At 29.8% G+C, this 23298-nt stretch carries 21 protein-coding genes; 18 read left to right on the top strand and 3 right to left on the bottom strand.

The features are described 5' to 3' along the window. Window positions 1-141: 141 nt before the first annotated feature. Window positions 142-1641: a putative basic amino acid antiporter YfcC gene (yfcC, locus tag Q0V09_RS01940; RefSeq protein WP_297486909.1), complete on the bottom strand. Its 1500-nt coding sequence runs from the start codon at window positions 1639-1641 to the stop codon at window positions 142-144. 117 nt (window positions 1642-1758) lie between these two features. Continuing rightward, complete coding sequence (locus Q0V09_RS01935) at window positions 1759-2970, bottom strand: nucleoside transporter C-terminal domain-containing protein (protein WP_297405177.1); 1212 nt, start codon at window positions 2968-2970, stop codon at window positions 1759-1761. 491 nt (window positions 2971-3461) lie between these two features. On the opposite strand from Q0V09_RS01935, the gene yaaA reads away from it, so the two are divergent. From yaaA to Q0V09_RS01850, 17 genes are all read left to right on the top strand, one after another. Then, complete coding sequence (gene yaaA, locus Q0V09_RS01930) at window positions 3462-3668, top strand: S4 domain-containing protein YaaA (RefSeq protein WP_297405176.1); 207 nt, start codon at window positions 3462-3464, stop codon at window positions 3666-3668. 26 nt (window positions 3669-3694) lie between these two features. Further along, window positions 3695-4786, top strand: coding sequence for a DNA replication/repair protein RecF (locus Q0V09_RS01925; protein WP_297405174.1), 1092 nt, complete (start codon window positions 3695-3697; stop codon window positions 4784-4786). Then, entirely contained in the window at window positions 4773-5324 is a 552-nt protein-coding gene (locus Q0V09_RS01920; RefSeq protein WP_297405172.1) for a DUF721 domain-containing protein, read from the top strand. Before Q0V09_RS01925 ends, Q0V09_RS01920 begins: the two co-directional genes overlap by 14 nt. Next, window positions 5311-7221 (top strand): DNA topoisomerase (ATP-hydrolyzing) subunit B, encoded by a 1911-nt coding sequence (gyrB, locus tag Q0V09_RS01915; RefSeq protein ID WP_297405170.1) that lies wholly within the window; start codon window positions 5311-5313, stop codon window positions 7219-7221. Before Q0V09_RS01920 ends, gyrB begins: the two co-directional genes overlap by 14 nt. A gap of 42 nt (window positions 7222-7263) precedes the next feature. Next, the gene (gene gyrA / locus Q0V09_RS01910; protein WP_297405169.1) at window positions 7264-9729 is read left to right on the top strand and encodes a DNA gyrase subunit A; all 2466 of its coding nucleotides are present in this window, start codon (window positions 7264-7266) and stop codon (window positions 9727-9729) included. A 23-nt stretch (window positions 9730-9752) separates the two neighbouring features. After that, window positions 9753-10526, top strand: coding sequence for a hypothetical protein (locus tag Q0V09_RS01905; protein WP_297405168.1), 774 nt, complete (start codon window positions 9753-9755; stop codon window positions 10524-10526). 3 nt (window positions 10527-10529) lie between these two features. Then, window positions 10530-10991 carry a metallophosphoesterase gene (locus Q0V09_RS01900; protein ID WP_297405165.1) on the top strand — a complete coding sequence of 154 codons (462 nt, stop codon included), beginning with the start codon at window positions 10530-10532 and terminating at the stop codon, window positions 10989-10991. A gap of 22 nt (window positions 10992-11013) precedes the next feature. Continuing rightward, window positions 11014-12030 (top strand): phenylalanine--tRNA ligase subunit alpha, encoded by a 1017-nt coding sequence (pheS, locus tag Q0V09_RS01895; RefSeq protein ID WP_297405163.1) that lies wholly within the window; start codon window positions 11014-11016, stop codon window positions 12028-12030. 15 nt (window positions 12031-12045) lie between these two features. Next, window positions 12046-14439, top strand: a complete 2394-nt coding sequence (gene pheT / locus Q0V09_RS01890; protein ID WP_297486905.1) for a phenylalanine--tRNA ligase subunit beta — start codon at window positions 12046-12048, stop codon at window positions 14437-14439. Between the two features lie 26 nt (window positions 14440-14465). Then, entirely contained in the window at window positions 14466-15674 is a 1209-nt protein-coding gene (locus Q0V09_RS01885; protein WP_297486901.1) for an L-serine ammonia-lyase, iron-sulfur-dependent, subunit alpha, read from the top strand. A 78-nt stretch (window positions 15675-15752) separates the two neighbouring features. After that, the gene (gene pth / locus Q0V09_RS01880) at window positions 15753-16319 is read left to right on the top strand and encodes an aminoacyl-tRNA hydrolase (RefSeq protein WP_297406219.1); all 567 of its coding nucleotides are present in this window, start codon (window positions 15753-15755) and stop codon (window positions 16317-16319) included. Between the two features lie 110 nt (window positions 16320-16429). Beyond that, a complete protein-coding gene (rsxC, locus tag Q0V09_RS01875; RefSeq protein WP_297486898.1) occupies window positions 16430-17740 on the top strand; it encodes an electron transport complex subunit RsxC in 1311 nt (436 codons plus the stop codon). A gap of 10 nt (window positions 17741-17750) precedes the next feature. Beyond that, a complete protein-coding gene (locus Q0V09_RS01870; RefSeq protein WP_297406215.1) occupies window positions 17751-18683 on the top strand; it encodes an RnfABCDGE type electron transport complex subunit D in 933 nt (310 codons plus the stop codon). Further along, window positions 18683-19219 (top strand): RnfABCDGE type electron transport complex subunit G, encoded by a 537-nt coding sequence (locus tag Q0V09_RS01865; RefSeq protein WP_297406213.1) that lies wholly within the window; start codon window positions 18683-18685, stop codon window positions 19217-19219. Before Q0V09_RS01870 ends, Q0V09_RS01865 begins: the two co-directional genes overlap by 1 nt. Further along, a complete protein-coding gene (locus tag Q0V09_RS01860; protein ID WP_297406212.1) occupies window positions 19219-19827 on the top strand; it encodes an RnfABCDGE type electron transport complex subunit E in 609 nt (202 codons plus the stop codon). Before Q0V09_RS01865 ends, Q0V09_RS01860 begins: the two co-directional genes overlap by 1 nt. A 3-nt stretch (window positions 19828-19830) precedes the next feature. Continuing rightward, window positions 19831-20415, top strand: coding sequence for an electron transport complex subunit RsxA (gene rsxA, locus Q0V09_RS01855; protein WP_297406210.1), 585 nt, complete (start codon window positions 19831-19833; stop codon window positions 20413-20415). Between the two features lie 15 nt (window positions 20416-20430). Beyond that, on the top strand, window positions 20431-21426 hold the full coding sequence (locus Q0V09_RS01850; protein ID WP_297406208.1) for an RnfABCDGE type electron transport complex subunit B: 996 nt from the start codon (window positions 20431-20433) through the stop codon (window positions 21424-21426). Between the two features lie 45 nt (window positions 21427-21471). Here the strand turns inward: Q0V09_RS01850 and Q0V09_RS01845 are convergent, their stop codons facing one another. Beyond that, window positions 21472-21849 (bottom strand): RidA family protein, encoded by a 378-nt coding sequence (locus Q0V09_RS01845; RefSeq protein ID WP_297406207.1) that lies wholly within the window; start codon window positions 21847-21849, stop codon window positions 21472-21474. Between the two features lie 360 nt (window positions 21850-22209). Between Q0V09_RS01845 and Q0V09_RS01840 the strand changes: the two genes are divergently transcribed. Further along, complete coding sequence (locus Q0V09_RS01840; RefSeq protein ID WP_297406205.1) at window positions 22210-23223, top strand: PTS sugar transporter subunit IIC; 1014 nt, start codon at window positions 22210-22212, stop codon at window positions 23221-23223. Window positions 23224-23298 lie beyond the last annotated feature (75 nt).

Raw genomic sequence — 23298 nt, 5'->3', positions numbered from 1 at the left:
GCGCATGCCTGTCACGCATGAGGTCGCGAGTTCGACCCTCGTCACTCCCGCCATTATAAAGATTTTTAAGATGTAGAGATACATCTTTTTTTTTATAAAAAAATATATAATAAAAAAGGGAATTTCAAATTCCCTTTTATTTTAACTAAAATTAGTAAGAACACCAAAAATAACAAAGATAGAACCTAAAATAAATAAAATACCTTGGAATTTTATTTGTTTTTTTGCCCATACCCCCCAATCAACTTTTGCTATTCCTAAAATAGCCATTAAAATTCCTGAAGTAGGAACAATCATATTTGTAAAACCATCTCCCAGTTGAAAAGCTAATACAGCTACTTGTCTAGGAACTCCAACTAAATCTGATAATGGAGCCATAATAGGCATAGTTAAAGCAGCTTGACCAGATCCTGATACAACAAAGAAATTAAATAAAGATTGGAAGAAATACATAGCAACAGCAGAGACAGATGCATGTAGATTTCCTAAAACTCCAGCAACAGAGTTTAAAATAGTATTAAGTACAGTAGGAGTATTTGCATCAATTCCTCCTAAAACTAAAACAATACCTTTTGCCATACCAACAACAAGAGCAGCACCAATTAGATCTTCTGCTCCCTTTCGAAATGATGTTGCAATATCATTAATAGTCATATTATTAAGTTTGAAAATAACACCTACAATACCAGAAGAAATTCCCATAATTGTAAATTGTGCTGCAATTTCAGGTAGATAATAACCGTGGAAAACAACACCCCAAACAATCCAAGACATTCCTAAAAAAATTATTAAAAAAACTAATTTATGTCCTAATTTAAACTCAATATCTTGAGCTTCTTGAGCCTTAAAATCATCTCTAAAAAATTTATCAGTTTCATAAGAAATTGAACTTTCAGGATTAGCTTTAACTTTTTTTGCATATCTCATTGTATATAGCATTCCAAATGCGGTAAAGAATAGCCACATAAAGATTCTAAACATTGCTCCAGATAACACAGGAATTCCAGCAACTCCTTGAGCAATAGCCACTCCAAAAGGATTCATCCAAGATGTACCAAATCCAATTTGAGTAGAGATGTAGCACATAAAAATACCGGTTATAGAATCGTAGCCCATACCAACAACAATAGGAATCAAAATCATAGCAAAAGGAATGGCTTCTTCTCCCATTCCAAAAACAGCTCCTCCTAAAGAGAAAAGAAAAAATACTAGAGGAATTAAAAGAATTTCTGAACCTTTTGTTTTCTTTATCATATTTAAAATCCCAGCTTCAACAGCATTTGTCTTTAATATGATGCCAAAGGCTCCCCCAGTAATAAGTATAAAAGCAATTATACCAACAGCAGTTCCCCATTTATCACCACTAACAAGTCCTTCAAAGATATAGTTTGTAATACTCATAGCTCCACCAGCAGCAAAGATTGGAATTCCTTTACGCAAAGGTTCCCCTAAAGAGTTAAGAGCATATTTAAAACTTCCAGGAATAGGAACTGTTCTAGACTTCATTCCAGTATCAGTTGCATATTCAATTGTTTCCATATCAAAATTTCCAACAGGAACTAAATAAGTTAATAAGGCTGCGAATATTACAACAAAAAATATAATGACATAAGTATCAGGTATTTTAATCTTTTTTTTCATTTGACCCCCTAAAAAAAATATTTTTACGAGTATATTATAAAAAAGAGTAAAAATCAAGAGCAAAATAAAAAACAGGATCAAATCTTATAGATTTGATCCTGTTTTGATTAAATTTAATTAAAAGAATAAACCAGCAATAACACCATTTAATAGTGATGCTAAGAAACCTGCTAAAATAGCTCTCATTCCAACTTGAGCAATTTCGCTTCTTCTATTAGGTGCGATAGCTCCAAGAGCCCCTATTTGAAGTCCTAGAGATGCTACGTTGGCAAAACCAAGCAAAGCAAAACTCATAATAGCGATAGTTTTATCTGACAAATTATGCATATGAGCACCAAAGTCAACATAAGCAACAAATTCATTTAAAATCATTTTTTGTCCAAGTAAACTTCCTGCATATGTAGCTTCATGCCAAGGAATACCCATCACATAGGCTATTGGAGAAAAAAGATAACCAAGAATAGATTGTAAGGTAACATGAAGTCCGAAGAGTCCACCAATACCACCTAAAATCATATTTACAAGTGAAACTAAGGCAATAAATGATATTAATATAGAACCAATGATAAGTGCTATATTCATTCCATCAATTGTTCCTTTAGCAGCAGCTTCAATAACGTTAACTGAGTCACTCTTCTCAAAAACTATTCTTTCTGATTCAGTTTCAGGCTCAGTTTCAGGTTTGATTAATTTAGCAAAAACTAATCCACTTGGAGCAGCCATGAAAGAACCTGCAATTAAATATTTCATAGGAACACCAAGAGCAGCATAAGCAGCTAAAGTAGATCCTGAAACAGATGCAACTCCGCAAGTAAGAACAGCAAAAAGCTGAGATTTACTTAAGTTAGCAATATAAGGTTTGATAACAAGAGGTGCTTCAGATTGACCTAAAAATATATTTGCAGCAGCAGAGATAGATTCAGCATCTCTAGTTCCTAAAAGTTTTGAAATTCCTCCACCAATATATTTAATAACAAACTGCATAATTCCTAGGTGATATAAAACAGAAATTAGAGCTCCAAAAAATATAATTAATGGTAAAACATTAAAAGCAAAAACAAAAGCAATATTACTTCCAGGACCATAAAGGCCTCCAAAAACAAATTGTATTCCATGATTTGCTTGTGCAATAACATTATTGAATCCTCTTGAAACAGCACTTAAAGCAGCTATTCCAATAGATGTTTTCATAACTAAAAATGCAAAAGAAAGTTGAAGTGCAAATCCAGCAAAAATTGTTCTCCATTTGATATTTTTTCTATCATATGATAAAAGATAACCTAAAAATAAAATTGCAAAAATTCCGAATATACTTCTCAGTATAGACACGCTACCAGCTCCTCTATAATTTATTATTATAATATTTAGGACACTTGTCCAAAATTAATTTATACTTTAAATTATATTAGAAAAACTAGAATATACATAGGACAAAGTACCTTGTAAAAAATATCGATTGATAAAAAGTTTAAAAAAATAAAAAAACAAAGAATCTGAATCTGAATTATAAACATTACTTTTTATAAAAGAAGTTATTGATTAAAAATGAAATATCAAATAAATATTGTACACTTTATTTTTGCGAGAAGATCCTGATAAAAAAGTATAAAAATAAAAATAAAACAATTCTAAAATAATACTAAATGTAAAAAAAACAAAAAAATAAAATTAAAAAAAGAATAAAGTTGAAAAAAATATTTTTTTTAAATAACCTAAGAAAATAAAGAGGTTTTAGAGAGGAAACAATATTTAATTAATATAGAAATAAACATAAAATTATGGTAAAATGTATAATAGACGTAATGTTTTTAGGAGGGAAAATGCAAGAGATAAAAATCACTACAGAATTTATAAAATTAGATCAATTAATGAAATTTACTGGAGAATTAGAAACTGGTGGACAAGCAAAAGAATTGATTTTAAATGGAGAAGTTAAAGTTAATGGAGAAGTAGAGTTAAGACGTGGAAAAAAGATTTATCCAGGAGACACTGTTGAATTTTTTGATATAAAGTACAAAATAGCTTAAGCTAAAAGAAATTTGAGGTGAAAAATTTGGAAATTCTTGAAATGAATTATATAAATTTTAGAAATCTGGAGGACAGAAATATTCGTTTTTCGCCTAGATTTAATCTTTTTTTTGGTAAAAATGGCCAAGGAAAAACAAGCATATTAGAAGCTATATATTTTAGTGCTACAGGGAAAAGTTTTAGAACTGCAAAAAACACAGAATTAATAAAATATAATAAAGAGAAAATGGGAAGTTATATTTTATATAGGGATTTAATATCAGAAAAATCTCAAAGTGTAAAAATGGATAAAAATAAAAAAGAGTATAATTACAATGGTAAAAAAATTATTTTTGATGAATTTTATGGAAAAGTTAATGTTGTAACTTTTATTCCAGAAGATATTGAGTTAATAACTGGTTCTCCGATAGTTAGAAGGACATTTTTCGATGGAGAGATAGCTCAAAGTAATTATGATTATTTTAAAGACTTAAAAGATTATAATAAAATTTTAAAAATAAGAAATAAATATTTAAAAGAGAAAAAAAATCAAGATGAACTTTTTTCTATTTATGAAGACAAATTTATAAAACTAGCAGCACGATTAATGAAGAAAAGGTTTGAATATGTAAAAAACATTTCAATTATTTTAAATTTAAATTACAGAAAACTTTTTGATGAAAAAAAAGAGTTGAGTTTAAAGTATGAAAATTTTTTAGGAGATTTAAAAGGATTGGATTTAAATACTATTGAAGAAAAGGTTGTTGAAAAAATAGCGCATTATAGAAAACAGGAATTAAAATATGGATTTTCAATGATTGGTCCTCAAAAGGATGATTTTAAATTTATTTTAAATAGTAAAGAAGCAAAGTCATATTCATCTCAAGGTGAAAAAAAATCTATAATTTTTTCTTTAAAACTATCAGAAATAGATATGGTTATTAGAGAAAAAAGAGAAACGCCTATTTTTATAATTGATGATATTTCCTCTTATTTTGATTCAATAAGAAAAGAAAATATAATTAATTATTTAAAAAGAAGAGAACTTCAAGTATTCATTAGTTCTACAAGTAATTTAGAAATTGAATCTAAAGATTTTGAAATAAATAAAGGAGAGATTCAAAATGGAGCTGTTTAGTGTAAAAGAAGCTATCGATGAAGCTGTTATAAAAAGTAAAAAATTAAAAGAGGGTATAATTAGAGGTTGTTGGAATGAAGTTACAGATAAATTATCAGCTAAAAGTACACCACTTTGGATTAAAGATGAAACTCTTTATGTAACAGTTGAAGATAGTATTTATTTACATCATATGTCTATGAATAAAGAAAAATATTTGAAAAATATAAATATTTTATTAAAAGGTAATTATATAAAAGAAATTATTTTTAAGGTTTCTAAAGTTAAAAATATAGAGTATCAAAAAGAATATATACAAAATTCTGAAAAAACAAAAAAAGAATTTAAATCAGAATTAAAAGATCTTTCATTTGAAGAAAAAATAGAAGTTTTAAAAAAAAAATCTTTAGAACGGGAAAAAGATCTTAGTTTAAGAGGATTTAAAAAATGTGAAAGTTGTGGAGTTATGTTTTTAGGAGAGGATAATATGTGTAAATTATGCTCTTTAAAAAAGAAAAGTCTAGATAAGGTATTGGAGGATAAAAATGACAACAAATAATTATCAAGCAGAAAATATTACGGTCTTAGAAGGTTTAGAAGCTGTAAGAAAAAGACCAGGAATGTATATAGGAACGACATCTGAAAGAGGGTTACATCATTTAGTTTGGGAAATAGTAGATAACTCAGTAGATGAGGCTCTTGCAGGATATGCAGATACAATTAAAGTATCAATACTTCCTGATAATATTATCGAAGTTAGAGATAACGGAAGAGGAATTCCAGTAGATTTACATCCAAAATATGGGAAATCTGCTTTAGAAATAGTTTTAACAGTTCTTCATGCTGGAGGAAAGTTTGAAAATAATAACTATAAAGTATCTGGAGGACTTCACGGAGTTGGAGTATCAGTAGTTAATGCTTTATCAGAATGGCTAGAAGTAACAGTAGAAAGAGCTGGAAAAGTTTATTTCCAAAGATATAGCAGAGGAGTTCCTGAAAATGATGTTAAAGAAATAGGAATATCAGAATCAACAGGAACAATGGTTAGGTTTAAAGCTGACTATGAAATATTTGAAACTTTAATTTATAGTTTTGCAACATTAGAAACTAGATTGAGAGAGTTAGCATATTTAAATAAAGGATTAAAAATTGAGTTAGCAGATTTAAGAAAAGAACCTGCTAAAGTTATAGATCTAGAATTTGAAGGTGGAATTTTAGATTATATTAAAGAGATTGAAAAAAGTAATGCTCAAATTATAAAAGCACCTGTGTACATGTCTGGAGAAGTAGATAATGTAACAGTTGAAATAGCAATGAGTTATAACACAAATCAAAGGGAAACAATATACTCTTTTGTAAATAATATAAATACTCATGAAGGTGGAACTCACGTTAGTGGATTTAGAACAGCTCTTACAAGAGTTATAAATGATTTAGGAAAAACAACAGGATTGATAAAGGATAAAGATGGAAAACTTCAAGGTTCAGATATTAGAGAAGGATTAACAGCTATTGTATCTGTTAAGGTTCCACAACCACAATTTGAAGGACAAACTAAAACTAAACTAGGAAATAGTGAAGTAACAGGAATAGTATCTTCTGTTGCTGGAGCTCAAATAAAAATGTATTTAGAAGATACTCCAAATGACTTAAAAATTGTTATTGAGAAAATTCTAAATTCAAAAAGAGCAAGAGAAGCTGCTCAAAGAGCAAGAGAATTAGTTCTTAGAAAATCAGCTTTAGATGTAGGATCATTACCTGGTAAATTAGCAGATTGTTCATCGAAGAATCCTGAAGAGTGTGAAGTTTATATAGTTGAGGGAGATTCGGCAGGTGGATCAGCAAAGCAAGGTAGAGATAGATCTTTCCAAGCAATATTACCACTTAGAGGTAAAATAATAAATGTTGAAAAATCAGGTCTTCATAAAGCTTTAGAAAATGCAGAAGTTAGAGCAATGGTAACAGCTTTTGGAACAAGTATTGGAGATAATTTTAATGTTGAGAAATTGAGATATGGAAAAATCATAATAATGACCGATGCTGACGTTGATGGAGCACATATTAGAACATTAATATTAACATTCCTTTATAGATATATGGTTGATTTAATTCATAATGGAAATATTTATATAGCTCAACCACCATTATTTAAAGTTACTCAAGGAAGAAATATATCTTATGCTTATTCAGACAGACAATTAAAAGAAGTAGTTAATTCTTTAGAAGGAGAAGAGAAAAGATATACTCTTCAAAGATATAAAGGTCTTGGAGAAATGAATCCAGTTCAACTATGGGAAACAACAATGGATCCAGATACGAGAACTTTATTAAAAGTGTCAATAGATGATGCAAGAGAAGCAGATATTTTATTTGATAAATTAATGGGTGATAAAGTTGAACCGAGAAGAGAATTTATAGAAGAACATGCAGAATATGTAAAAAACTTAGATATTTAAGTGTATATAAACAGTAATAAAAGTTAGTTCTAGGAGGAAACAATGTCTAATGTAAATAATAGATATATAGAGGAAGAATTAAAACAATCCTATCTAGATTACTCTATGAGTGTTATAGTTAGTAGAGCATTACCAGATGTAAGAGATGGATTAAAACCAGTTCATAGAAGAATCTTATTTGCTATGAACGATATGGGAATGACAAATGATAAAGCATATAAAAAATCAGCAAGAATAGTAGGAGAAGTATTAGGTAAGTATCATCCTCATGGAGACACAGCAGTATATAATACAATGGTTAGAATGGCACAAGATTTTGCCTTTAGATATCAATTAGTTGATGGACATGGAAACTTTGGTTCAATTGATGGAGACTCAGCAGCAGCAATGAGATATACTGAAGCAAAAATGACAAAAATAAGTAATGAATTACTTGATGATATAGATAAAGATACAATTGATTTCAGAAAGAACTTTGATGATTCATTAGATGAACCAATTGTATTACCTGCAAAATTGCCTAATTTACTATTAAATGGAGCAACAGGAATAGCAGTAGGAATGGCAACTAATATTCCTCCACATAATTTAGGAGAGGTTGTTGATGGAGTTTTAGCTCTTATAGAAAATAGAGATATAACACCTGTAGAATTAATGGAGTATATAAAAGGACCTGATTTTCCTACAGGAGGAATAATTGATGGTGAAGCTGGAATATATGATGCATATACAACAGGAAGAGGAAGAGTTAGAGTTAGAGGAAAAGTAGAAACTGAAACTCATAAAAATGGAAGAGAAAGCATAATAATAAAAGAGATTCCATACCAGTTGAATAAATCAAGTTTAATTGAAAAAATTGCAAATCTTGTTAAAGAGAAGAGAATAACAGGAATATCTGATTTAAGAGATGAGTCAGATAGAGATGGAATAAGAGTAGTTATAGAATTAAAAAAAGGTGAAGAACCTGAATTAATTTTAAACTCTTTATATAAATATACAGAGTTACAAAATACTTTTGGAATAATTATGTTAGCTTTAGTGAATAATGTTCCTAAGGTTTTAAACTTAAAAGAGATATTAAGTGAATATTTAAAGCATAGATTTGAAGTTGTAACAAGAAGAACTCAGTTTACATTAAATAAAACTGAAAAAAGAGCTCATATTTTAAAAGGTTTTATAATAGCTTTAGAAAATATTGATAGAGTTATTGAAATTGTAAGAGGATCTTTAGATGGAAATAGTGCTAGACTTTCATTAATAGATAAATATGGATTTAGTGAAGAACAAGCAAAATCTATTTTAGATATGAAATTACAAAGATTAACAGGTTTAGAGAGAGAAAAAATAGATAAAGAGCATGAAGATTTAATGTCTTTAATTATTGAGTTAAATAAAATTTTAGGTAATGAAGAAGAAATCTACGAAATTATAAAAGATGAATTAATTACAATAAAAGAGAAATATGATGATCCAAGAAGAACTAATATAGAAAAAGAGAGAATGGAAATAAGACCAGAGGATTTAATCAAAGATGAAAGTGTTCTTGTAACTGTAACAAATAAGGGATATGTTAAGAGAATGGAACTTGATAAGTACAAGGCTCAAAGAAGAGGCGGAAAAGGAGTTTCAACTCAAAATACAATAGAAGATGACTTTGTTGAAAGAATGGAAGTTATGTCTAACTTAGATACTATGATGGTATTTACAGATAAAGGTAGAGTATTCCATATTAAAGTATATCAAATTCCAGAATCATCTAAGCAAGCTAGAGGTAGGTTAATTGGAAACCTTATTAAGCTTAAAGAGGATGAAAAAGTAAGAGAAATTATAAAAATCAGAGAATTTAGTGAAGATCAAGAACTTCTATTTGTAACAAGAGAGGGAATTGTAAAGAAAACAAATTTAAGTGAATATAAAAATATTAACATTGCTGGACTTAAAGCAATAAAAGTAAGAGAAAATGATGATATTATATTTGTTGGAATATTACCAGTAGATTCTAAAGATCAAGTATTCTTATCAACAAAACTTGGTCAAGCAATAAGATTCTCTAAAGATGATGTTAGACCAACAGGTAGAGATACAACTGGTGTAAAAGGAATATCTTTAAAGAAAAATGATAATGTAATATCAGCCCTATTAATTGGAGATGGATCTTTAGAAACAATTTTAACTATAACTGAAAATGGTTATGGAAAAAGAACGAGAGTAGATGAGTATCCTTTACAATCAAGAAGTGGTAAAGGAGTTATAAATATAAGATGTAGTGATAAAACTGGTGAAGTTGTAGCTGTTAAACCTGTTAAAGAGGGAGAAGAAATAATGGTTATAACATCTTCAGGAATTGTTATAAGAACACCAATAGAGCAAATTTCAATAATTGGAAGAGCAACACAAGGTGTTAAAATTATGAGAGTCAATGAAGCTGATTCAGAAAAAGTTGTTTCAATAGCAAGTATTAAAGAGGAAGATGCAGAAGTAGCTGAAGTAATAGAAGCTCAAGAATAAAAACATTCTAAGGAGGAGTTATTATGAAAAAAGTTTTAGTTGTATTTGGTGAAGGAACAAAAAAAAATGTGTTAATGGATAGTGCGTTATTTTTTAAAGAGAAGCTAGGATACGAAATAATCCCGTTATATATAAAAGATGTAAGAAGGGATGAGATTATTCCAGCAACAATGGATGGAATGATAGTAAACTTAAGTAATAACTCTTTCTCAGAAGAGAGAGAGTTACTAGAAACTGAAGAGATGAATTATTTAAAAGAAAGATTAAAAATAAAAGGTATTATAAAAAAATTGAATGTAGAGTTTGGTTTTCCATGGGAAATAATAAAAGAGTATTTGAAACTAGCAGATATATTAATGTTTGAAAAAGGTGAAATTTTATCAGAGTCAGCAATAACAGTTTTAAAAAATCAATTTAAACCTGTTATTATGGTGGGATCAGATCCAATAAAAGCTATTGAGAATATTGCAATAGCAAGTGATGATGGAGTAAAGATAAATAAAAGTACTTCTAGTTTTATGAAATTATTTCCAGAAATAAAAGATTACACTATGTTAACTCTTCAATATGAATTAGAAGATAATAAATTACTTCAATTTATGGAAGAAAGAGATAAAAAAGTAGTAGTTAAAAATTATTCTGGAGATTTAGCAAAAGAAGATTATTTAGAAGAAGTTAAAAAATATGATATGCTAGTAATGGGAAATTTGAGTAAAAGTTATTTTTTTGAAAAAATAATTGGAAAAAAAGGCCTTAATATTATGGAAAAATCTCAAACTTCTATTTTTATAGGATAAAAGATGAAAGTATTGATAGTAAGTGATTCGCATGGAGATATCTTAAAATTTTATGAATTAATGACAAAAGAAAATCCCAATGTAGTTTTTTGGACAGGTGATTTTTCATCAGATGGTGAGGAATGTTCATTTGTATATCCTGAGATTCCTTTTTATATTGTAAGAGGAAATTGTGATATGTTTGATAAAAATTTTAATGATAACGAAATAATTGAAATTGAAGGTAAAAAAATATTATTAACACATGGACATCTTTTTAATGTGAAAAATGAAAAAATGACTATTGAAAAATATGCTGAAACCTTAGGAGTTGATGCAGTTTCTTTTGGACATACACATATTCCGTATTTAAAAAAAGAGCATGGAATAGTATATTTTAATCCTGGAGCATTAAGAGATGAAAACTATGGAATATTAAATATCTATAATAATGAAATGGAATTTATAAATAAAAAATTAAGATAAAGCCTTGTTTAGGAGGAAGTAAATGAAGGAAAAACTGAGTGCTTTAAAGGATGAAGCTAACTTAAATATCCAAAAAGCCGCAACGTTACAGGAAATCGATGAGATTAGAGTTAAGTATTTAGGAAAAAAAGGAGAATTCACTGAAATTTCAAAGTCAATGAGAAATTTATCTCCAGAAGAGAGACCTTTATTTGGTCAATTAGTAAATGAAACTAAAACATTTATAACTAATTTAATTGATGAAAAAAACTTAGTATTAAAAAATGAAGCTAAAAAAGAACAGTTAATGTCTGAAGTGTTAGACATATCATTACCTGGAAGAGATGTTTCTACAGGAGGATTACATCCTATAACAGAAACTATGAATTTCTTAAAGGGAATCTTTACAGATATGGGATTTGATATAGCTGAAGGTCCAGAAGTAGAGTTTACTTCTTATAACTTTGATGCATTAAATATACCAGAAACACATCCATCTAGAGATTTACAAGATACTTTTTATATGAGTGAAAATGTAGTTTTAAGAACTCATACATCGCCAGTTCAAGCAAGATATATGGAAAAAAATCAACCTCCATTTAGAATGGTTTGTCCAGGTAAAGTTTATAGGAATGATTATGATATATCACATACACCAATGTTCCATCAAATGGAAGGATTAATGGTAGGGCCTGATGTATCTTTTGCTAACTTAAAAGCAATGTTAGAGCAATTTGTTACAAAAGTTTTTGGAGAAACAAAAGTAAGATTTAGACCTCACTTTTTCCCATTTACAGAACCAAGTGCAGAGATGGACGTTCAATGTGTTATCTGTAAAGGTGAAGGATGTAGACTTTGTAAACATAGTGGATGGCTTGAAATTATGGGATGTGGAATGGTAGATCCTGCAGTTCTTGAAGCTGGTGGACTTAATTCTGATGAAGTATCAGGTTTTGCATTTGGAATGGGAATAGAAAGAATTACTATGTTAAGATATGGAATAGATGATTTAAGAGCATTCTTTGAGAATGATGTAAGATTCCTAAAGCAATTCAAATAAAAAGTGGAGGCATAAATGTTAATTTCGTTAGATTGGTTAAAACAATATGTCGATATAAAAGAAGACATAAAAGAACTTGAAAACACATTGACTATGATAGGTCAAGAAGTAGAAGCAATAGAGGAACAAGGGAAAGATCTTGCTAAAGTATTAGTAGGAGAAATAACAGAGTATGGAAAACATCCTGAATCTGAGAAATTAACTTTATTAAAAGTTAATGTAGGACAAGAGGAGGAGTTACAAATAGTTTGTGGTGCTCCAAATCATAAATTAGGAGATAAGGTTGTTGTAGCAACAGTTGGTGCTTGTCTTCCAGGGAACTTTAAAATTAAAAAAAGTAAAATCAGAGGTGTAGAATCATTAGGAATGCTTTGTTCTGAAGTTGAATTAGGACTTGGAACAGAGGGAGATGGAATAATCATACTTCCTGAAGATGCACCAATTGGAATGGAATATAGAGAGTACAAAGGGTTAAATGATGTTGTATTTGAATTAGAAATAACACCAAATAGACCTGATTGTTTATCTTATATGGGAATAGCTAGAGAAGTTGCAGCATACTATGGAAGAAAAATAAAATGTCCTGAATTTGAATCTAAAACAATTATTGAAAGTTTAAATAACGGTCATATAGACATTAGAATTGAAGACAAAGAGAGATGTAAGAGATTCTCTGGAAAAGTTATAAAAAATATAAAAGTTAAAGAGTCTCCAGAATGGCTAAAGAAAAGACTATTATCTATGGGATTACACCCGATAAATAATGTAGTAGATGCTACAAATTATATTTTATTTGAATGTAATCAACCTCTTCACGCATATGATATTACAAAAATAGAGGGTAGAAAAATTGTTGCAAGAAAAGCTGAAATTGGAGAAAAGTTAATAACATTAGATGGGATTGAAAGAGAACTTAATAATGGAGAACTTGTAATTGCAGATGCAGAAAAGCCTCTTGGTATTGCAGGAATAATGGGTGGAGAGTCAAGTAAGGTAACTGAGGATACAACTGAAATATTCTTAGAATGTGCTTATTTTACTCCTGACAATATTAGAAAAACATCTAAAAATCTTACATTATCTAGTGATTCATCATATAGATTTGAAAGAGGATTAGATATTGAAAATATAACAGAAGTTTTAGAAAGAGCTGCTGAGTTAATTTCTCAATTAACTGGTGGAGAGATTTTAGATGGTTGTATTGATAGATATATTGAAAAACCTGAAAAAATAGAGATTCCTTTAAATTTAGATAAATTAAGAAAATTTATGGGAAAAGATATTGAAATAGATATTGTTGGGAAAATTCTTAGCAATTTAGGAATTGAAATAAAGACATTAAATTCTAATACAATAATAGGAACACCACCTTCTTACAGAGGAGATTTAACAAGAACAGCTGATTTATATGAAGAGATTATTAGAATGTATGGTTTTGATAATATTGAAAATAAAATGCCAGAAGAAAGTATTAGACCAGGGAAAAAAGATTCTATGACAATTGTAATAGATGAGGCAAAAGAGATTTTAGCTAAGATTGGTCTTCAAGAAGTTATAAATTATAGCTTTATATCAAAAGATGCAATAAAGTTATTAAATATAAAAGAAGAAGTTTTAGAAATATCAAATCCAATAAGTGATGATATGATTATAATGAGACCAACATTAGTTTATAGTTTATTAACAAATGTTAGAGATAATTTAAATAGAAATCAAAATGGTTTAAAATTCTTTGAAGTTTCAAGAGTTTTTACAAAGAGAGAGGATGGTCTTGCAAATGAAACATTGAGAGTTTCGATGGCATTAGCAGGAAAAATATCTAAATCACTTTGGGATCCAAAACCAGTACCAATGGATTTTTATGATTTAAAAGGGTATGTTGAAAAGTTCTTAGAATATATGGGTGTTTCAAGATATCAATTAGAGAGAAGTTCAAATACTAACTTCCATCCAGGAAGAAGTGCAGATATAAGAATAGGAAAAGTTGTTATTGGAACTTTTGGAGAGATACATCCAGATGTTGCTGAGAATTTAGATATAAAAAGAGAAAAAGCTTACATAGCTGAAATCGATTTGACAACTTTATTAACATATAGAAGTAAAAAGCTTAAGTTTGAAAAAATTGTAAAATATCCAGAAGTAACTAGAGATTTAGCTATTGTTGTGGATAAAGATGTTTTAGTTGGAAAAATGTTAGAAGATATTAAAAAGTCATCTAACTTTATAGAAAATGTTGCTATATTTGACGTTTATGAAGGAGATAAAGTAGAAGCAGATAAAAAATCTGTTGCTATAAGCATAGTTCTTAGAAAGAAAGATGGAACTCTTGAAGAAAACGACATTAATATAACTGTTGATAAAATCTTAAAATTAATATTGAAAAATTATAAGGGTGAGATTAGACAGTAAAATTTATTTAAAGTTTAGGAGGAAAAATGGATTCACTAAGAGAATTATTTAAAGTTGGAAACGGACCATCAAGCTCACATACAATGGGGCCTGAAAGAGCAGCAAAAAGATTTAAGGCAGAAAATCAAAATGCAGCAAGCTATGTAGTTGAGTTATATGGATCATTAGCATTAACAGGAAAGGGTCATTTAACAGATTACATAATAGTAGAGACATTAAAGCCAAAAGCTACAGAAATTGTATGGATGCCTGAATTTGTACATCCTTATCATACAAATGGAATGAAGTTTATTGCATTGGATGAAGCGGGAAATGAAATGAATTCTTGGTTAGTATTTTCTGTTGGTGGTGGAAGCTTAATGGAAGATGGTCAACAAAGACATGGTGGATCTAAAGTATATCCTTTAGGAACAATGGCAGATGTTATGTCATGGTGTGAAAAAAATAAAAAAGAAATTTGGGAATTCGTTGTTGAAAACGAAGGGGACTCTATTTGGTATTTCTTAGATCAAATAAGAACAGCTTTAGAAGCTTCTGTTGAATCAGGACTTTCTAAAAATGGAGTATTACCTGGAACTATAAGACTTCAAAGAAGAGCACAATCATTCTTAAGAAAAGCTAGAAACGATAATTCAAGAAATGGATTTATTGGAAGAATATTTGCTTATACACTAGCTGTATCTGAAGAGAATGGAGGAGGAGGTAGAGTTGTTACTGCCCCTACTTGTGGAGCTGCAGGAGTTATTCCAGGATTAATGTATGCATTAAAGGAAGAATATAAATTATCAAATGAAGAAGTATTAAAAGGTCTTGCAATAGCAGGATTAGTAGGAAATCTTATTAAAGAAAACGCTACAATTTCTGGAGCAGAGGGTGGTTGTCAAGCTGAAGTTGGTTCTGCTTGTGCAATGGCAGCAGGAATGGCTTGCTTTATTTTAGGAGGATCATTAGATCAAATAGAATATGCAGCAGAAATGGCATTAGAGCATCATTTAGGATTAACTTGTGATCCAGTGGGAGGATATGTTCAAATTCCTTGTATTGAAAGAAATGCAGCAGCAGCAGTTAGAGCACTAGATGCAGCACAATATGCAATGTATACTGATGGAAAACATAGTATATCTTTTGATCAAGTAGTAAAAACTATGGGAGAAACAGGTAAAGATTTAAAAGAAGAATATAAAGAAACTTCTTTAGGTGGTCTTGCAAAATATGATTTCTCAGGAAAATGCTAATAGTTAAAAATTAAGCAAAAGTAAAAGAGAGAATCTAAGATTCTCTCTTTCTTTTCGTTAAAGGAGAAAGAGAGATAAATGAAGTTAATAGTAGGTTTAGGAAATCCAGGTAATGAGTACAAAAATACAAGACATAATGTGGGGTTTGATATTGTAGATAAATTTTCACAAGATGAAAATTTCCCACCATTTAAAGAAAAATTTCAAGCGTTGATTACTGAAAAAACTATAAACGGAGAGAAGGTTATACTTTTAAAACCTCAAACATATATGAATTTGAGTGGAAATTCGATAATTCAAGTAATAAAATTTTATAAAATAGATTCAGAAAATGAAATGCTTGTTATATATGATGATATGGATCTTCCACTTGGAAAATTAAGATTTAAAATAAATGGTAGTGCAGGTGGACATAATGGAATAAAATCAATTATTTCACATGTGGGACAAAATTTTTTAAGAGTTAAATGTGGAATTGGAAAGGCTATGTCTAGACAAGAAAATATTAATTTTGTACTAGGTAGGTTTACAAAAGATGAAATAGATCTTGTAGATCCTATGTTTGAAAATGCAGTTTCTATAGTAAAAGACATACATTCTGGGGTACAAATAGAGAAAATCATGCAGAAACATAACAAAAAGTAGCAAAAAAAGATAAAATATTATAAAAAAATATTCAAAAAAGTTGTCAAATACATGTATACATGTTATTCTAACAATTGACATAGAGTTATATATTAAAAGGAGGGAATTTTATGAAATTCTTTGGTTTTAAGGGAGGAGTTCATCCACCTGAAAATAAGATTCAAACAGAAAATCAAGCAATAGAAATATTTAAAGCTTCGAAGATGGTAACTATTCCTCTTCTACAACATATAGGAGTGCCATTAACACCGTGTGTAGAAGTGGGAGAGAGAGTTTTAAAAGGACAAAAAATAGGAGACTCACAAGGGTTCTTATCAGTTCCAATTCACTCATCAGTGTCAGGAATAGTAAAAAAAATAGAAGTAATGCCATTTCCTTTAATGGGAGAAGTTTTAACAGTTGTTGTTGAAAATGATTTTGCAGATGAATGGGTAGAACTAAAAAAAATAGAGGATTGGAAAAAATCATCTAAAGAGGAATTATTGGCTGTAATAAAAGAAAAAGGTATAGTAGGTTTAGGAGGAGCAGCATTCCCTACTCATATAAAATTAAATCCTCCTGCTGACACTAAAATAGAAGCTCTACTTTTAAATGGAGCAGAGTGTGAGCCGTATTTAAATTCAGATAATAGAGTAATGATAGAGGATTCTGAAAAAGTTGTTGAAGGTATAAAAATAATGAAGCATATTTTGGGAGTTGAATTAGCTGTTATTGGAATAGAGGATAATAAATTAGAATCTATTGAAGTTATGAAAAATGCTTGTAAAGGAACAGGCATAGAAGTAATGCCTTTAAAAACAATGTATCCTCAAGGAGGGGAAAAATCTTTAATTAAAGCTATCTTAAATAAAGAGGTTCCTTCTGGAAAATTACCATCATCTGTTGGAGCAGTTGTAAATAATACAACAACAGCAGCAGCAATATATGATGCAGTTGTAAATGGACTTCCTTTATTAGATAAAGTAGTAACTATAACAGGAAAAGCTATTTCAGAACCTAAAAATTTAAAAGTTTTAATAGGAACACCAATAAATGAAATATTAGAATACTGTGGATACAATGAAGAAATAGTTGAAAAAGTAGTAATGGGTGGACCTATGATGGGAATGGCTCAATTTAAATTAGAAGTTCCAGTAATAAAGGGTACATCAGGGTTATTAGCTTTAACTAAAGAGGAAACGAATGCATGCAAGCCAAAATCTTGTATAGGTTGTGGAAAATGTGTTGATGTTTGCCCAATGTCTTTAGAACCAATTATGTATGCGAGATTAGCAGAATTTTCTCAATGGGAAGATATGGGAAGATATCACTTAATGGACTGTATAGAGTGTGGATCATGTTCATATATTTGTCCAGCAAATAGACCATTAACAGAAGCAATAAAAATAGGAAAAGCAAAATTAAGATCGTTAAAGAAATAGGAGGATAAAAGTGGCAAAAATTTTAAAAATGGGGCCATCGCCTCATATAAGAACTAAAGAAACTGTAGAAGATGTAATGTATGATGTAATTATTGCATTATTACCAGCTCTTTTAGCAGCATTTTATTTTTTTGGAATTAGAGCTATTGTAGTAACAGCAGTATCTATTTTAGCTTGTATGGGAACTGAATATGTCTGCCAAAAATTAATGAAACAAGACATACAAATTTTTGATGGAAGTGCAATATTAACAGGTATTTTATATGCTTTTGTAATTCCCCCATATATGTCTTTAGTATATGTAATTATTGGTGCAATAGTATCAATAGCTTTAGGGAAAATGGTTTTTGGAGGACTTGGACAAAATATATTTAACCCAGCGTTAGTAGGAAGAGCATTTATTCAAGCTTCATGGCCAGTTGCAATAACAACATTTATGTATGATGATATTGGTGGAGCAACGTTATTAGATGCTATGAAAAGAGGATTAACAACAGATATGGCTCTAATTGATAAAGGTAATTTATATTTAAATACTTTTGTTGGAAGAATGGGTGGTTGTTTAGGTGAAACTTCAGCTCTTGCACTATTAATTGGTGGTGGGTATTTAATTTATAAAAAACATGTAGATTGGAAAGTACCAGCAATAATAATTGCTACAGTTTTTGCAAGTGCACTTATTGCAGGAGCAGATCCAGTATTACATATTTTCTCAGGTGGATTATTTTTAGGGGCATTCTTTATGGCAACAGATATGGTAACTTCTCCTCATACACAAAAAGGAAGAATTGTATTTGCTTTAGGAATAGGAATCTTAGTATCTTTAATTAGATTTAAAGGTGGTTATCCTGAGGGAGTAGCTTATTCTATTTTAATAATGAATGGATTCGTACCTTTAATAAATAGATATACAAGCCCTAAGAAGTTTGGGGAGGTAAAATAATGAAAGAAAATAGATTTTTACATTATGGATTTGTCTTAACTTTAATTGCTGTTATATCAGCAGGGATTTTAGCTGTTGCAAATAATGCAACATCAAAAGTAATAAAAGCAAATGAGATAAAAGCTGTAAATGCTGCAAGAGTAATGGTTTTACCAAGAGCAGTTTCATTTGATGAAAAAGAAACTATAGAGATTAATGGACTAAAATATATTCCTGGAAAAAATAAAAATGGTAAATTAGCTGGTTATGTTGTAACAGTTTCACAACCAGGATATGCTGCAAATATTGATTTTGTTTTAGGATTTGATAGAAGAGGTAAAATAACAGGATTAAATATAATAGGCAGCCAAGAAACACCAGGATTAGGATCTAAAATAATGGATCATGAGTGGCAGAAAAAAGCAATTGGAAGAGATGCTTCTTATGAATTTAATAAATCAACAGATGCTTTTGCAGGAGCAACAATATCTCCACATGCAGTATACACTGGTATAAATAGAGCATTAACTAGTTTTAAAAATGAGGTGAAAAAATAATGGCTAAGTCAAATAAAGAAATACTGTTAAATGGAATTATAAAAGAAAATCCAGTATTTGTATTATTATTAGGATTATGTCCAACATTGGGAGTAACTACATCTTCTATAAATGGAATGGCAATGGGACTTGCAACAATGGCAGTAATAGTTTTTTCAAATATGTTAATATCAATGGTTAAAAGTTTTATTCCTGATAAAGTTAGAATACCAGCATTTATAATGATAATAGCATCATTAGTTACAATAGTTCAAATGGTTATGCAAGCATATGTACCTGATTTATATAAGGTACTTGGTCTTTTTATACCACTTATTGTTGTTAACTGTATAGTTCTTGGAAGAGCAGAAAGTTTTGCATCTAAAAATACAGTATTTAAATCAATATTAGATGGTTTAGGAGCTGGATTAGGATTCACATTAGCTCTAACAATTTTAGGTACAATTAGAGAGATTTTAGGAAATGGATCTGCATTTGGAATTCCAGTAACACCAGCTTCATTTACGCCAGCTCTAATATTTGTATTAGCACCTGGAGCATTTATAACAATTGGTTGTATAATAGCAGGTCAAAATTATTATAAAGCTAAAAAAAATGAGGTGAAATAAAAAATGGAATTTGCAAAAATATTTAGTTTAATTATAACAGCGATATTTATTCAAAATATAATATTCGCTAAATTTTTAGGAATTTGTCCATTTATGGGTGTTTCAAAGAAAGTTGAAGCTTCGATAGGAATGGGAATGGCAGTAACATTTGTTATGGCTTTAGCATCAGGGGTAACATGGACAATATATAATTATATATTAATTCCATTACATTTAGAATATTTACAAACGATAGCTTTTATCTTAATAATAGCATCATTAGTTCAATTTGTAGAGATGGCAATACAAAAAACTTCTCCAAATTTATATAAGGCACTAGGAGTATTTCTTCCTTTAATAACAACTAACTGTGCTGTATTAGGTATAGCAATATTGAATATACAACAAGAATATAATTTTATTGAATCAGTAATTAATGGAGCAGCTGTAGCAATAGGGTTTACGTTAGCCCTTGTTTTATTAGCAGGAATAAGAGAAAGAATTGAGTATGCGGCAGTTCCAGGACCATTTAAAGGAGTTCCAATAGCATTTATATCTGCAGGACTTTTAGCAATGGCCTTTATGGGATTCAGTGGAATGCAAATATAGATTGGAGGTAAATTGATGGAAACAATATTATACCCTGTATTAGCTTTAGGTGGAACAGGCTTAGTAATGGGATTATTTTTAGCTTATGCTTCTAAGAAGTTTGAAGTTAAAGTTGATGAAAAGGTAGAGGCAATACAAAATATATTACCAGGAATTAATTGTGGAGCATGTGGTTATCCAGGATGTGCTGGTTATGCAGAAGCAATAGCACTAAATGGTGCAGGAATGACTTCTTGTTCTCCAGGTGGAGAAGCAGTAGCTAAGAAAATAGCAGATGTTATGGGAGCTACAGTTGATATGAGCGGGCCTAAAATAGTAGCAAAAATATTATGTCAAGGTGATAACACTAGAACAACTAAAGTTTATGATTTTGAAGGAGAACTAGCAACATGTGCTTCTATGATATTATATGCTGGTGGAGATAAGTCTTGTAAATATGGATGCTTAGGTTATGGAGATTGTGTAAAAGTATGTCCAGTAAATGCTATTTCAAAAGATGAAAAAGGAATAATATTTATAGATGAGGATAAGTGTGTATCGTGTAAAAAATGTGTAGCAACTTGTCCTAAAAATGTTATTGAAATGTTACCTATAAATAAAAGAGTAAGAGTGATGTGTTCTTCTAAAGATAAAGGAGCAATTGCTAGAAAAACATGCTCTGTAGCATGTATAGGATGTGGAATATGTGCTAAAATATGTCCAGTAGGAGCAATAACAGTTGAAAATAATTTAGCAAAAATAGATGTAGAAAAATGTGTTGAGTGTGGATTATGCGCAGTAAAATGTCCAACTAAAGCAATAAATAGTGAAGTAAAAGAGATAAAAAAAGCTGAAATTATAGAAGAAAAATGTATAGGATGTACAGCTTGTGCAAGAGTATGCCCTGTAAAATGTATTGAAGGGGAAGTAAAACAAAAACATAAAATTGATCAAAGTAAATGTATAGGATGTCAATTATGTTATGAAAAATGTAAGTTCTCTGCAATAAAAATGCATGTAGAAAATATATAAAAAAAAGTGCTCTAGGAAACTAGGGCACTTTTTATTTGTTTGCTATTATTTAACAGCGATTACTTCAATTTCAACTTTAACGTCTTTTGGTAATCTAGCAACTTCAACACATGCTCTAGCAGGTTTAGTTTCTCCAAAGTACTCAGCATAAACTTCGTTAATAGCTCCGAAGTCGTTCATATCTTTAATGAAAACTCCAGCTTTAACAACGTCAGCAAAAGTGTATCCAGCTTCTACAAGTATAGCTTTGATATTTTCTAAAGATTGTTTAGCTTGCTCTTTAACATCTTCTGATACTAAAGTCATTGTAGCTGGAACAAAAGGAATTTGTCCTGAAACATATAAAGTTCCGTTTACTTCAATAGCTTGAGAGTATGGTCCAAGAGCTGCAGGTGCATTTGTAGTGTTAATTATTTTTTTCATAGAAAAAACCTCCTAGATAATATTTGATAAATAGATTTTAACATATATATTGATTATAAACAATAGCAAAAATAACAACAATAGATCTATATTACAGTCAATTATTGTGAAATAAGAGCATTTGTGTATTGAAAATAAAAAGTGCTGAACAAAAATTCAGAACACATGTCTGTAAAGTATTACTTAAACACGTTAAATAAGAGTTAAAACGTTTGGAAACAAAACAAAATAATGGCAAAAAAACAAATGAAAAGCAAAAAAAACTTTACTTTTCATATAGATTAACGTATAATTATTTTTGTGATTAAAACAATTCATTGTTAAAATATTAACGAAATTAAGAAAAAGAAAGGACAAATTATGGAATTAATTAAAGGAACGGTATTATTATTACTATTATTAGCATTTTTTACAGGTTTTAGTTTAAAAGCACCAAAAGGAATGAAAGCAATGGGAGCTCTAGCAGGAGCAGCAACGGCAAGTTTTCTAGTTGAGGCATTTCATACATATGTTGGTGGAGATTTATTAGGAATTCACTTTTTAGGTGAAGTTGGAAGATCAGCAGGAGCTATGGGTGGAGTTGCAGCAGCAATTTTAGTACCATTAGCATTGGGAGTAACACCAGTTTATGCAGTAATGATGGGAGCAGTTTGCGGAGGAATGGGAATTTTACCAGGATTCATAGCAGGATATGTAATGTCATTCATTATACCTAAATTAGAGGAAAAAATTCCTGATGGTTTAGATCTTATTGTAATTATTTGTATAGCAGCACCACTTGGAAGAGGGATAGCAGAATTTATATCACCAGGAGTTACATTTGCATTGTCAACAATTGGAGATATAATTGTTGCAGCTCAATCAGCTAGTCCATATGTAATGGCATTTGTTTTAGGAGGAGTTATAACTGTAGTTGCAACAGCTCCAATAAGTTCAATGGCATTAACAGCAATGCTTGGATTAACAGGATTACCAATGGCAATAGGTGCATTATCAGTAATGTCATCATCATTCTTAAACTTTGTATTCTTTGATAGAATGAAATTTGGAGATAGATCTACTACAATAGCAGTAGCAATTGAACCATTAACACAGGCTGACGTTATTTCAGCAAATCCAATTCCAGTATTCACAACTAACTTTGTTGGTGGAGGAATAGCAGGAATGATAGTTAATTACTTTGGATTAGTAAATAATGCAACAGGAACAGCGACTCCAATTGCAGGTTTTGCAGTAATGTTTGGATTTAATCCAGCTAAAGAAGTATTAATAACTGCAGGTCTTTGTGCTGTAGCAGGAATATTAACTGGATATGTAGGATCAATAATATTTAAAAACTACAAAATAAAAACTGTATCTGAAATAAGAGGATAGTTTAAGTAAAGCTCCGACACTTGTTGGAGCTTTTTTTTATAAAAAAATTGACTTTAAATTTTTAAAAGTGTATTA

Source organism: uncultured Cetobacterium sp., from assembly GCF_947039425.1.
Classification (GTDB): Bacteria; Fusobacteriota; Fusobacteriia; order Fusobacteriales; family Fusobacteriaceae; genus Cetobacterium_A.
The sequence above is the reverse complement of the archived record's forward strand: the minus strand, read 5'-3'. Positions and strand labels throughout refer to the sequence as shown.